Source organism: Streptomyces sp. NPDC002889 (assembly GCF_042888425.1).
In the GTDB taxonomy this organism is placed as follows: Bacteria; Actinomycetota; Actinomycetes; order Streptomycetales; family Streptomycetaceae; genus Streptomyces.
In genome coordinates, this window is sequence record NZ_JBIAPT010000010.1 from 165,422 (window position 1) to 177,248 (window position 11,827).

Here is an 11,827-nt window from a genome sequence, read left to right on the forward strand (position 1 = left end):
GTCGCTCACGCCGTGATCTCCTTGAGTCGTCGCCAGGCCAGCACCGAGCAGAGCGCGAAGCCGAGGGCGTTGCCGAGGCCGTGGGTGGCGGCCATCCAGGTCACATTGGGGTGGGGCGCTCCGGTGGCCTCGCCGACCGCCCAGCTCAGGGCGAGCAGCATTGTCGCCACCAGCACGGCCGCCGAGCAGGCCAGCAGCGCGCGGGTGCATCGGTCCCGCCGGGCGCTGCGGATGTCGCGCCAGGTCAGCAGGGCCACCGCCCACATACCCGCGGTGAGCACCAGCGCGCCTGCCAGCTCCGCCCAGTCGCCGATGAAGTACCCGCACAGTACGAGCAGGGTGCCGAGCGGCACACTGAGCGCCGCGAACTGCCCCACTCGGCCGGCGACCACCCGGCACACCAGGCCCGCCACCAGTGCGGCGGTGAACCCGGCGAAGTGGAAGTGCGGCACGGTCAGCGCCAGGATCGGCAGCGTGAAACCGAAGAGCTCGTACCCGCCGCGTTCCGCGACCAGCGCCACGCCTGCCACCGCCGGTGTCACCAGCGCGGTGAGCACCGCGATCTCGGCGGGCGCGAGACTGTGCGTACGGGCGAGGCGTCGCGGGGCCTCGACGGCGAGGAGCACGGTGCCCAGGGCGTAAAGGGCCGCGAGCGCGAGAGCGACCGCCCCGCGCGGCAGCCACAGGGCCGCCGCGCCGGGGAGTGCGAACAGCGGCCATGTCCGCCGAATGGACGGATGGGCGTCCGCGTCCACAAGAAGCAGTCCCGCCGGTACGACGACCAGCATTCCGAGCATCACTATCAGGTTGACCAGTACGGACACACGCACCCACCCCCGGATTGAACGTGTTCAATTCTCTGCGGACAGCAGCCTATGCGGTGAAGTGAACGCGTTCAAGTCGCGGGGATCGTGCGCTTCCGGCAGAAATTTGAGAAACATCTCGAGGTGAAGAGGCAGGGGATCTTGGTGCGCTCTCCGATGCGGCGTGTGTGCGCGGCGGTCGCCGCGCTGTCCGTGGGGCTGCTGACGTCCGGATGCGAGGGCGAAAGGCGCCCGGCCGAGTCCGCGGAGGTCTTCCTCCAGCCGGTCGCGGCCCCTGGCCCCAACCCGTACACGGCGTCGACGGCCACTTCTGCCTCCCTGCCCCCGCTGCCACCCGTCTCCGACGCGCCCACCAACCCTGCCGGGGGCGGGCAGACGCTGCGCACCCTCTCGGGCTCGGCGCCCGGTCTGTACGGCGGAACGCAGAAGTCCGGCAGCTGCGACATCGAGAAGCAGGTGCGCTTCCTCGAGGCCGACAGGGCCAAGGCGGGCGCCTTCGCCAAGGGAGCCGGGATCGATCAGTCGGTCATGCCCGCCTTCCTGCGCGGACTGACGCCCGTCGTACTGCGCGCCGACACCCGGATCACCAACCACGGTCTGAGGGGCGGCTCCGCCGTCCGCTACCAGGCCGTACTGCAGGCCGGGACCGCTGTGCTGGTGGATCAGTACGGCGCGCCACGGGTGCGCTGCGCCTCCGGTACACCCCTGAAGCCGCCTGTCCCGGCCAAGAGCTCCGTGGTCGTCAAGGGTGCGCCGTGGAAGGGCTACCGCAGCGACCGGGTGCTCGTCATCAAGCCGGCCACCCAGGTCGTCAACAGCCTCATGATCGTCAACAGCGCCGACAGCAGCTGGATCGAGCGGCCGGTCGGCACGGACGGCGAACAGGACGCACCGCCCCAGGTGTTCCCTCCGGTCGACCCGGACGCGGTCTTCAGTGACCCCGCGAGCCGCCGGCCGGACGGATACGACGTGTCGGCGGCTCCCTCTGACCCCGGAGTGCCGGCCGACCCGGCCGTCCCCGCCCCGGTCGACCCGGCCGTCCCCGCCCCGGTCGACCCGCAGCCTGCGCTGCCCGCCGATCCGCCCGCACCCCCGGCCGACCCGCAGCCGGTACTGCCCGTCGACCCGCCCCAGCCCCAGGACGAGCTTGAGCCCGTCGACCCCCTCCTCCCCGGTGAAGAGGAGCCGATTCCCGTGGACCCCGAGCCCCTCCTGTCCCAGGCGCCCGCCGAGCCGGACACCTTCCAGGGCTGAGCCGTCCGAACGACCGCTCGTGGATTGTGACAAATGATGGCAGAGTGGCCCCATGGCTGATCGGGCAGTGGGTGCCCTGTCGCTCCCCGACGACTGGCCGGCACATGCGGATGTGAGCCTGACTCTCAACCGCATGGGCACCTTCGACTGGGACCTGACCAGCGGGCTGATGCATGTGGACGCGCCCGGCCTGGACGTGTTCGATCTGCACCCCGACGAGTGGGACGGTCACCCGGCGAGTCTGGCCCACCGGGTGCCGCCGGACGAGGCTGTCCGGCTCGACGCCGTGGTCTCCCAGGCGCTCAAGAACGGCAGCGACCACTACGGCGCCTACTTCCGTATCCGCTGTCGCGACGGAAGCCTGCGCTGGACCCATACCCAGGGCAGTGTGCGGCGTGACGAGACCGGCCGGCCGCTGCGGATCATCGGGGTCGTCCGCGACGCCACGGAGGAGCTCGCCGACTCCACGGCCCGTATCGAGCTCGACGTCGAACAGCGCCGGCAGACCAGCGTGGTTGAGAGCACCACGGCCGCCCTCGCCCATGCAAGGACCGTCCGTGACGTCATCGCCGTGCTCAAGGACTCGCACGGCCTGGAGCACCTCGGCGCCACCAGCCTGGTCATGGGCCTGCTGGAGTCCGGTGGGCGGATCCATCTGGTCGCCGAAGGGCCCGAGGGTTCCTTCGTGCCGGGCACCCGCTACACGAGGGTCGACGAGCAGTACCCGATGAGCGAGGTGGTGCGTACCCTGACGCCGCGTTTCATCGAGTCCAAACGCGACTTCGCCGAGTCGTACCCGGTCCTGTGGCCGCACATCCGCGGACTCGGCATCTCCGCGGCGGCCTATCTGCCGCTGATCGCACAGGCCCGGCCCATCGGGGCGCTCGGCCTGCTCTACCGGGACAAGACCGGCTTCACCTCCGAGGAGCGCAATGTTCTGGTGGCGCTCGGCAGCAGCATCGCGCAGAGCCTGCAGCGAGCCGTGCTGTACGAGCAGGAGCACGATCTCGCCGAGGGCCTGCAGCAGGCGATGCTGCCCCGGCGTATCCCCGACGTGCCCGGCGCCCAGATCGCGGTGCGCTACCGCTCGGCCAGGCTGGGACGCGACATCGGCGGCGACTGGTACGACATCATCGCGTTGCCCGGCGGCCGGGTCGGCGCTGTCATCGGGGACGTGCAGGGCCACGACACGCATGCGGCCGCGGTGATGGGGCAGCTGCGCATCGTCCTGCGGGCGTACGCGGCCGAAGGCCACACGCCGGCGACGGTGATGGCCCGCGCGTCCGTCTTCCTCCATGAGCTCGACACCGAGCGATTCGCCACCTGCACCTATGCGGAGGCGGATCTGTCGACGGGCGTGGTGCAGGTGGTGCGGGCCGGCCATGTGGACCCGCTGATCAGGGACCAGGACGGCAGCTGCCGACGGCTGCCGGTGCCGGGCGGGCTGCCACTGGGCCTCTCCGCGGAGTTCGGCCGGCTCGAATACCCGGTCAGCACCCACGAACTGGACCCCGGCCAGACGCTGCTCCTGTACACGGACGGCCTGGTCGAAGAGCCGGGCGCCGACCTCGACGACGGCCTGAAGGTGCTCGCCGAGATGGTGCACCAGGGGCCGCGCGATCTGCAGCTGCTGGCCGACCGGCTGTGCGAGGTGGTGGACGAGCGGGGCGGGGACGACGATGTGGCGCTGCTGTTCCTGCGCCGCAAGGGCGCGTTCGCACCGCAGGCCGGGGGCCGGCTGCAGCAGCATGTGGCGCAGAACGACCCCGAGGCGCTGCGCTCGGCCCGGCACATGGTGCGTGCCGCGGTGCGGGCGTGGGGGGCGCGGGAGCGTGCGGACGAGATCGAGCTGGTCGCCGACGAGGTGATCACCAATGCGCTGATGCACACCGACGGCGGGGCTATCGTCACCGCCCGGGTGCTGTCCGGCGCGGAACGGCGGCTGCGGGTCGAGGTCGAGGACCGCTCCAGCGCGCTGCCGCGGCGGCGTGAGGCGGGGGAGTCGGGGGTCTCCGGCCGTGGGCTGCTGCTGGTGGACCGGCTGACCGAGGCCTGGGGTGTGGAGTCGCGCGGCAGTGGCAAGTGCGTCTGGTGCGAGTTCATCATCCCGGAAAGGTCCGCGGTCGGATGATCATGCGCTGTTAACTGTCCGTAAACTGATCGTACTTGACCGTAACCGATCGAAGGCGCTTGACTGCGCATCCCGGCTCCTAGGACATGAGGATCTCTTGAGCAGTGAGCTTCTCGCCCCCCTCGACCTGGCGTTCTGGCATCTCGAATCCAGCGGCCACCCGATGCATCTCGGCGCGCTCGCCTTCTTCGCTCCCGCCCCCCGTGCCGGGGACGATCAGGAGGCCGATGTCGAGCGCATCCTCCCGCTGCTGGCCTCCCGTGCGGCGGCGATCCCCCGGCTGCGGATGAGGGTGCGGGACGTCCTGCTGCCCGTGGGCGGTGCGGCATGGGCCGCCGACGCCGGCTTCGACGTACGGCGGCATGTGCGCCGGCTCCGCCTCCCGGACGGCGACTTCGCGACCGAGGCCGCCCATGCGGCCGGCGAGCTGATGGAACGGCCGCTCGAACGAGGCCTGCCGCCCTGGGAGATGTACCTCCTGTCCAGTGAGCGCCAGGCCGGCTTCGCCGTACTGGTCAAGCTCCATCACGCACTCGCCGACGGAATGCGCGCGGTGGCCATCGGGGCCGGCATCTTCGACGAGATCGCCGACGCCCGCAGGTCCGCCGCGCGCCGCACACGTACCGCGCCGCCCCGCACTTGGCTCGCCGGCCCGCACCGGATCGCGAGCTTCGCCCGGGGGCGTATCGAGGAGCTGGGCCAGGCCCTTGGCGTCGGGGCCTCCGTCGTACGGGCCAGCCGGCTCGACCCGCGCGGACTGCCCGCGCTCACGGCCGATGCCAGCGGGAAGCGCCGCATCGGTACCGCCGTGCTCGACGCGGAGGACGTGCACCGCGTCCGCAGGGTGGCGGGCGGGACGGCCAACGATGTGATGCTGGCCGTGGTGGCGGGGGCACTGCGGCGCTGGATGGGGGAGCGCGGTGAGCGGCTGCCGGCGGCCGGCCCACGGGCTCTCGTTCCGGTCTCCCGGCGCAGGCCCGGCGGTCTGCCCGGATCCGGCAACAGGCTCTCCGCGTATCTGGTGCAGCTGCCCGTCGCCGACCCCGACCCGTGCTCGCGACTGTCCGCTGTCCGTGTCGCGATGGACCGGAACAAGGCCGCGGGGCCGCTGCGCGGTGCCGGAGCCGTGGCCGTACTGGCCGACCAACTTCCACCGCTGGCACATCGGTTCGGTGCCCCGCTGGCCGGTGGTGCGGCCCGGCTGCTCTTCGACGTCCTGGTCACCAACGTGCCGCTGCCCCGCACGGCGCTCTCCCTCGGAGGGTGCCCGCTGCGCGAGCTCTACCCCCTGGCGCCGCTTGCCCGCGGGCAGTCCATGGCGATCGCCATGTCGACGTACGGCGGGCAGGTCCATGTCGGCCTGGTCGCCGACGGCGAGGCGCTGCCCGACCTCGACCGGCTGGCTCTCGCGGTGCGTGAGGAGATGGATGAACTGCTCGTCGCCTTCCGATAGATCTGACAGGTCAGGCCTGATGCAACGATTCGCCCGTTCGCGGGTGTTGACGGTTCTCAAGTGAACCGATGCCTCACCGACGGCATCCCCGTGGGAGCGGCCGACGGTGTTCGCCGCCCTCGCGGCGCACGTGCACGGCTGGTGATCGTTCTGCGGTGCCGACCCGTTCGGAGGGTGGGCGCCGACCTGTCCCGGGGGGCGATCGGCGCCCCCGTACGGCAGGGTGGAGGCATGCCCGAACTGCCCGAGGTCGAAGCGCTGCGAGAGTTTCTCGACGCCCACCTGGTGGGCCGGCGGATCGCGCGCGTGCTGCCCGTGGCCATCAGCGTGCTCAAGACCTACGACCCGCCGCTCACCGCCGTCGAGGGCGAGACGGTCACCGCCGTGGACCGGCACGGCAAATGGCTCGACATCACCGTGGGCGGCCTGCACCTGGTCACCCATCTCTCCCGCGCCGGCTGGCTCCAGTGGAAGGACGAGTTCCCGGCCGCGCCCCCCGGCCCGGCAAGGGCCCCCTCGCGCTGCGCACCGTGCTGGCCGAAGGCGGCGGCTTCGATCTGACCGAGGCGGGCACCACCAAGCGCCTCGCGGTGCATCTCGTACGCGACCCGGCCGAGGTGCCGGGAGTCGCACGGCTCGGCCCCGATCCGCTCGCGGACGGATTCGACCGGGCCGCGTTCGCCTCGCTCCTGGCCGGTGAACGGCGGCAGATCAAGGGCGCGCTGCGCGACCAGAGCCTGATCGCCGGCATCGGGAACGCGTACAGCGACGAGATCCTGCACGCCGCGAAGATGTCGCCGTTCAAGCCCGTACAGAATCTCGACGAGGCTGAGCTCGATGCCCTGTACGAGGCGCTGCGCAGCACCCTGGGCGAGGCCCTGGAGCGGTCGCGGGGCATCGCGGCCGGGCGGCTCAAGTCGGAGAAGAAGAGCGGGCTGCGGGTCCACGGCCGCACCGGCGAGGCATGTCCCGTCTGCGGGGACACCGTCCGCGAGGTGTCCTTCAGCGACTCGTCGCTGCAGTACTGCCCCACCTGCCAGACGGGCGGCAAGCCGCTCGCGGACAGACGGCTCTCCCGGCTGCTGAAGTAACCCGCCGCACGAGCACCGCTGCTCCCCGGCAAGCGCCGATACCGGCACACCGGACATGACGAGCCTGCCGCCCGGAGCGCCTCGCCCCTGCGTGGGCCGGCCACCGGCCGGTGCAGTGAGAGCGGGGGTGAAGTCAGGCGCCGTAGTGCCGCAGCATCTGCCCCATCGCGGCCGGCACGGAGGGCTCGACCCGGTAGTACACCCAGGTGCCCCGCCGCTCGGAGGTGAGCAGGCCGGCCTCCTTCAGCTTCTTCAGATGATGGGAGACGGTGGGCTGGGAGACGCCGACGTCGGAGATGTCGCAGACACAGGCTTCGCCGCCCTCGTGTGCGGCGACGAGGGAGAACAGGCGCAGCCGGACCGGATCGCCGAGCGCTCTGAACATCGCGGCCGTGCGCACGGCTTCTTCCGCCGTCAGCGCGCGTTCGGTCAGCGGCGGGCAGCAGGGCGCCACAGTCTCCGGCTCGAGCAGCGGCAGCTCCGTATTCGACATGTGTCTATGTTGACACATGTCGAACCAGGTGCCCAAGGGGTGCCGTACTGCCTATGGCCGGGCGAGATGTGCCGCCGACGGACGTATGCGACGTGGCGTCGCTGCCGGGACCCCGCAGGGAGGCGGAGGATGTCGAGCGCGCCGAGGCCGGAGAGGAAGCTCCAGCGGTCTTGTTTTGATGAATGTCTATGTTGACGTCCATCGAAGCAGGTGCCATGCTGGCAACAGAAGACATCGACAGATGTCGAAACAGAAGGGGGAGTCATCGTGACCGCGCCGACTGCGGAGGTACCCGCCACCGCCCTGCCCACCGTGGTGATCGGAGCCGGCCCGATCGGCCTGGCCGCCGCCTCCCACCTCGCCGAGCGTGGCCTTGAGCCCTTGGTCCTGGAGGCCGGAGGCAGTGCGGGCAGTGCCGTTCGGCAGTGGAGCCACGTACGCCTCTTCTCGACCTGGGCCGAGCTCGTCGACCCGGCGGCGGAGAAGCTGCTCGCCCCCACCGGCTGGGTGAAGCCCGACGGCGACACCTGCCCCACCGGCGGCGACTGGGCCGAGCAGTACCTCCAGCCACTGGCCGACGTGCTGGGTGACACGGTCCGCTTCGGTGCCCGCGTCACCGGCGTCTCCCGCCTCGGCCGTGACCGCGTCGTGGACGCCGACCGCGAGCGGCAGCCCCTCACCGTGCACCTCGTGAACGCCGACGGGACCGAGGAGCGGATCACCGCCCGTGCGGTCATCGATGCCTCCGGCACCTGGTCCACGCCCGGCCCCATCGGCGGCGACGGACTGCCCGCGCTCGGTGAGCGCGCCGCGTCCGACCGCATCTCCTACCGCGTCCCCGACCTCAAGGACCCGTCCGTCAGGGCGCGTTACGAGGGCAGGCGCACCGCCGTCATCGGATCCGGCGCCTCCGCCTTCACCGCCCTCGCCTACCTGGCCGACCTCGCCGAGGATGCCCCCGGCACCCGCGCGGTGTGGATCCTTCGGCGCGGCATCGGTGGCTCCACCTTCGGCGGCGGCGAAGCCGACCAGCTGCCCGCTCGCGGCGCACTCGGCCTCGCGGCCAAGGCAGCTGTCGACAACGGATATGCGGACGCCGTCACCGGCTTCCGCACGACCGCGGTCGACCAAAGCGGCGCGCAGCTGGTGCTGGTGGCCGAGGACGGCCGCCGTCTGGACCCGATCGACGAAGTCATCGTGCTCACCGGGTTCCGGCCCGACCTCTCGTTCCTCGAAGAGCTGCGCCTGGGCCTGGACGAGCGTCTGCAGGCACCGACCGAACTGGCCCCGCTGATCGACCCCAACGTCCATTCCTGCGGTACCGTCCACCCGCACGGCGCGAGGGAGCTCTCGCACCCCGAGAAGGACGTCTACCTCGTCGGCATGAAGTCCTACGGCCGCGCCCCCACGTTCCTCGCCATGACCGGGTACGAGCAGGTCCGCTCCGTCGCCGCCGCCCTCGCCGGCGACCAGGAGGCGGCCGAGCGCGTCGAACTCACCCTCCCGGAGACCGGTGTGTGCGGCGGCGCGGGCCTGTTCGACGAGTCCGACACCGGCAACGCGGACAGCAACGGCGGCGGATGCTGTGCCACTCCCACCGCCCTCCGGATCGGCGCCGGCGCCCCGGCCGCGTCCGGCGGCTGCTGACACCCCACCCACCCCTGCAGGAGGCTCGTCATGTCCCGCGTACAGCTCGCCCTTCGCGTCCCCGACCTCGACGCATCCATCGCTTTCTACACCAAGCTCTTCGGCACCGAGCCCGCCAAGCTCCGCGACGGCTACGCCAACTTCGCCGTCGCAGAGCCCCCGCTCAAGCTCGTCCTCATCGAAGGGGAACCGGGTGAGGACACCCGCATGGACCATCTCGGCGTCGAAGTCGACACCACCGACGCCGTCCATGCCGCGACCACCCGCCTCGGCGACGCGGGCCTGGCCACCGCCGAGGAGAACAACACCACGTGTTGCTACGCCCTCCAGGACAAGGTCTGGGTCCACGGCCCCGGACGGGAACCATGGGAGGTGTACGTGGTCAAGGCCGATGCCGACATCCTCACCCGACAACAGGACAGCACCTGCTGCGCCGGCCCGGACACCGCCGAGGCGGCCGAGCCCGTCGCCGCAGGCGGCTGCTGCTGATCCAACGATGACCGGCCTTCACACCCGCGAGGCCGCGACCGGAATCCGCGACCGGTCGCGGCCTCCTGCCGCCCTGTCCGCGCCGCTTCCGGGGCCGGATCATCAGCCGATCGACAGCAGCCGTTCGCCGCTGTCCGCGCGGACCTCCCACCGGCCGATTTCCGCAGTGTGCAGGCCCGTGCTCCCCGCGATGTCCAGAGGCCCCTCATGGCCCTCGCCCCCACCCATCCCGAAGCCGCCGGGCGGCACGGTCCAGCTGAGCACGGGATGCTCCACGCCGTCCTTGCCGATCGCAATCAGCCGACAGGTGCTCGGTCCGGCCAGACCGGCGAGCCGCATGGCGACCGATGTGCCCGAGCCCCCGTCCACGAGCGCCACCGAGGCGCTGACCCCGGTCGCCGGATCGCTCGCCGTGACCCGCTGCTCGGGCGGTGCCTCCGGGCCCGCACCGCCCGCGTCCGCCGTCAGAGCCACCGCACCGACGGGCAGCGTGACGATCAGGGCGGCCGCCGCCGCGACCAGCCGCATCCGCCGCCGCCGCTCGCGGCGGCGCTCCCACGCGATCGCGTCGGTCAGCCGCTCCAGCAACCGGGGTGTGGGGCGTACGTCGATCCGGCCGGGGCTCCCGAGCCGGGACAGGGCCGCCGCGAGCGAGGTGAAGTCGGACAGCTGCACCGCGCACATGACGCACGCGGAAAGATGCTCCTCAAACAGGTATGCGTCGGCGGGTTCCAGGATGCCCAGCGCATAGGCGGCGACGTCCTGGTGCCGCTGCTGCCGGTCCATGGGCGGTCCTCGATTCATCACGTTCGGACGGTCGCCCTGGAATACGGAACAGGTCCGCTTTGCACTCAACGCAGTGCGCTGCGAACGCAACGCAATACCAGGAGGTGGGAGCCGCGGACATGGCCGCGGCGCCGAGGCCCCGCCTACACTCCGCAGCATGCTGCGCGTACTGGCTGTCGACGACGAGAAACCGGCGCTCGAAGAACTGCTCTATCTCCTGCGCTCCGATGCACGTATCCGCAGCGCAGAGGGGGCGACGGACGCCACCGAGGCCCTTCGCCGCATCGGCCGTGCGCTGGACGCCGGCCCCGACGGCGAGGACGCCATCGACGTCGTCTTCCTCGACATACACATGGCCGGCCTCACCGGCCTCGACGTGGCCAGGCTGCTCGCCGGGTTCGCCCGCCCGCCGCTGATCGTCTTCGTCACCGCGCACGAGGGCTTCGCCGTGCAGGCCTTCGACCTGAAGGCCGTCGACTATGTGCTCAAGCCGGTGCGCAGGGAGCGGCTGGCGGAAGCGGTCCGCAGGGTCCGCGACCTGGCCCTCGTCGCGCGCGAGCCGCACCGGGCCGACTCTGCGGCAGCCGCGCCCGCTGCGGCGCCCGCCGGCTCAGGCACGGCTGGAGGCGCCGAGCAGATACCCGTCGAACTGGGCGGTGTCACCCGCTTCGTACCGATCGACGACATCACCTATGTAGAGGCCCAGGGCGACTACGCGAGGCTCCACACCGCGGACGGCAGCCATCTGGTGAGGATTCCGCTCTCCACACTGGAGGAACGCTGGGGGTCCCGCGGCTTCGTACGGATTCACCGCAGCCACCTGGTCGCCCTCGGCCGCATCGACGAACTGCGCCTGGACGCCGGGGCGACGACCGTCCGGGTCGGCGCGGCCGAACTCGCCGTCAGCCGCCGCCACGCCCGCCAACTCCGCGACCTGCTGATGCGCCACGCCCGCGGCTGACCCCAGGCGGGGCCCGACCCCTGCTCAGCAGTCGGCCTGTCCGGGCCGGCCCCGCACCGCGTCGGGCCGAGGTGGGCCGACCCCTCTTCATGGCCGAGGAGTCCTACGTCGAGCTGGAGATCGCCCTGAGCGACTGCGCCCAGCGCACCGGTGTGACCGCTCGACGGGCCCCGCGCGGCGCGCCGTGCGTCCGTGAGCGCACCGACGCAGCGCTCACGGCCGGTCTCTACCATCGGTAATCCCCCCTGCGTAGACTCCACAACTCCCGAGGTCGCCGACAGACGCTGGAGCGGACGCCGATGTCTGCAGAGCAACCCCCACGCCGCGTGGTGGTCACCGGAGTGCCGCGCGGCGCCCGGCGGCCCCCCGGACATGCGCCGGCCCGCTCGGAGATCAGTGAGCAGACCACACTCGGCGCCACCTATGTGCGCTCGCTGATGCGCAGTCAGCTGCGCGCCGCGCTGTACGCCCTCGGGTCGCTCGCTCTCGTCGTCGGTTCGCTGCCCCTGCTCTTCGCCCTTCCGGCCGCCCTCGGCGGCAGCCTCGCCTCGCCGGAGCCGTTCATCTGGGCCGCGCTCGGTGTCGGGGTCTACCCCGTGATGTGGCTGATCGCACGCTGGTACGTACGCCGGGCCGAGCGCAACGAACGCGACTTCACCAGGCTCCTCGAAGGACGCTGACCCGTGCCGCCGGGGGAG

At 71.7% G+C, this 11,827-nt stretch carries 11 protein-coding genes and 1 pseudogene; 9 read left to right on the forward strand and 3 right to left on the reverse strand.

Annotated features, from left to right (window positions below):
- Positions 1–5 precede the first annotated feature (5 nt).
- On the reverse strand, positions 6–824 hold the full coding sequence (locus ACFYWI_RS17195; protein WP_389232238.1) for a YndJ family protein: 819 nt from the start codon (positions 822–824) through the stop codon (positions 6–8).
- 156 nt (positions 825–980) lie between these two features.
- Between ACFYWI_RS17195 and ACFYWI_RS17200 the strand changes: the two genes are divergently transcribed.
- The 4 genes and pseudogenes from ACFYWI_RS17200 (at position 981) to ACFYWI_RS17215 (ending at position 6,753) form a co-directional block, all read left to right on the forward strand.
- Complete coding sequence (locus tag ACFYWI_RS17200) at positions 981–2,078, forward strand: DUF6777 domain-containing protein (protein WP_389232241.1); 1,098 nt, start codon at positions 981–983, stop codon at positions 2,076–2,078.
- 52 nt (positions 2,079–2,130) lie between these two features.
- Positions 2,131–4,209 (forward strand): SpoIIE family protein phosphatase, encoded by a 2,079-nt coding sequence (locus tag ACFYWI_RS17205; RefSeq protein ID WP_389232244.1) that lies wholly within the window; start codon positions 2,131–2,133, stop codon positions 4,207–4,209.
- A 97-nt stretch (positions 4,210–4,306) separates the two neighbouring features.
- On the forward strand, positions 4,307–5,662 hold the full coding sequence (locus ACFYWI_RS17210; RefSeq protein ID WP_389232248.1) for a wax ester/triacylglycerol synthase family O-acyltransferase: 1,356 nt from the start codon (positions 4,307–4,309) through the stop codon (positions 5,660–5,662).
- Positions 5,663–5,893: 231 nt separating this feature from the next.
- A pseudogene (locus tag ACFYWI_RS17215) lies at positions 5,894–6,753 on the forward strand (Fpg/Nei family DNA glycosylase).
- A gap of 133 nt (positions 6,754–6,886) precedes the next feature.
- Here the strand turns inward: ACFYWI_RS17215 and ACFYWI_RS17220 are convergent.
- Positions 6,887–7,246, reverse strand: a complete 360-nt coding sequence (locus ACFYWI_RS17220; RefSeq protein WP_389232252.1) for an ArsR/SmtB family transcription factor — start codon at positions 7,244–7,246, stop codon at positions 6,887–6,889.
- A gap of 267 nt (positions 7,247–7,513) precedes the next feature.
- Here ACFYWI_RS17220 and ACFYWI_RS17225 point away from each other — a divergent pair, with 267 nt between their 5' ends.
- On the forward strand, positions 7,514–8,893 hold the full coding sequence (locus ACFYWI_RS17225) for an NAD(P)-binding domain-containing protein (RefSeq protein WP_389232255.1): 1,380 nt from the start codon (positions 7,514–7,516) through the stop codon (positions 8,891–8,893).
- Between the two features lie 30 nt (positions 8,894–8,923).
- Positions 8,924–9,382 (forward strand): ArsI/CadI family heavy metal resistance metalloenzyme, encoded by a 459-nt coding sequence (locus ACFYWI_RS17230; protein ID WP_389232259.1) that lies wholly within the window; start codon positions 8,924–8,926, stop codon positions 9,380–9,382.
- Positions 9,383–9,484: 102 nt separating this feature from the next.
- On the opposite strand, the gene ACFYWI_RS17235 is transcribed toward ACFYWI_RS17230, so the two are convergent.
- Positions 9,485–10,168: an anti-sigma factor family protein gene (locus ACFYWI_RS17235; protein WP_389232262.1), complete on the reverse strand. Its 684-nt coding sequence runs from the start codon at positions 10,166–10,168 to the stop codon at positions 9,485–9,487.
- A gap of 157 nt (positions 10,169–10,325) precedes the next feature.
- Between ACFYWI_RS17235 and ACFYWI_RS17240 the strand changes: the two genes are divergently transcribed.
- From ACFYWI_RS17240 to ACFYWI_RS17250, 3 genes are all read left to right on the forward strand, one after another.
- Positions 10,326–11,129 carry a LytR/AlgR family response regulator transcription factor gene (locus ACFYWI_RS17240; RefSeq protein ID WP_389232265.1) on the forward strand — a complete coding sequence of 268 codons (804 nt, stop codon included), beginning with the start codon at positions 10,326–10,328 and terminating at the stop codon, positions 11,127–11,129.
- Positions 11,130–11,218: 89 nt separating this feature from the next.
- The gene (locus ACFYWI_RS17245; RefSeq protein ID WP_389232268.1) at positions 11,219–11,368 is read left to right on the forward strand and encodes a hypothetical protein; all 150 of its coding nucleotides are present in this window, start codon (positions 11,219–11,221) and stop codon (positions 11,366–11,368) included.
- 60 nt (positions 11,369–11,428) lie between these two features.
- Positions 11,429–11,809: a hypothetical protein gene (locus ACFYWI_RS17250; RefSeq protein WP_389232271.1), complete on the forward strand. Its 381-nt coding sequence runs from the start codon at positions 11,429–11,431 to the stop codon at positions 11,807–11,809.
- The last annotated feature ends 18 nt before the right edge of the window (positions 11,810–11,827 follow it).

What these genes read in the sequence shown, in the direction of transcription:
- ACFYWI_RS17230 (WP_389232259.1), top strand. Translation starts at nt 8,924, where the DNA reads ATGTCCCGCGTACAGCTCGCCCTTCGCGTCCCCGACCTCGACGCATCC.
- ACFYWI_RS17220 (WP_389232252.1), bottom strand. Translation starts at nt 7,246, where the DNA reads ATGTCGAATACGGAGCTGCCGCTGCTCGAGCCGGAGACTGTGGCGCCC.
- ACFYWI_RS17240 (WP_389232265.1), top strand. Translation starts at nt 10,326, where the DNA reads ATGCTGCGCGTACTGGCTGTCGACGACGAGAAACCGGCGCTCGAAGAA.
- ACFYWI_RS17245 (WP_389232268.1), top strand. Translation starts at nt 11,219, where the DNA reads ATGGCCGAGGAGTCCTACGTCGAGCTGGAGATCGCCCTGAGCGACTGC.
- ACFYWI_RS17235 (WP_389232262.1), bottom strand. Translation starts at nt 10,168, where the DNA reads ATGGACCGGCAGCAGCGGCACCAGGACGTCGCCGCCTATGCGCTGGGC.
- ACFYWI_RS17250 (WP_389232271.1), top strand. Translation starts at nt 11,429, where the DNA reads ATGTCTGCAGAGCAACCCCCACGCCGCGTGGTGGTCACCGGAGTGCCG.
- ACFYWI_RS17200 (WP_389232241.1), top strand. Translation starts at nt 981, where the DNA reads ATGCGGCGTGTGTGCGCGGCGGTCGCCGCGCTGTCCGTGGGGCTGCTG.
- ACFYWI_RS17205 (WP_389232244.1), top strand. Translation starts at nt 2,131, where the DNA reads ATGGCTGATCGGGCAGTGGGTGCCCTGTCGCTCCCCGACGACTGGCCG.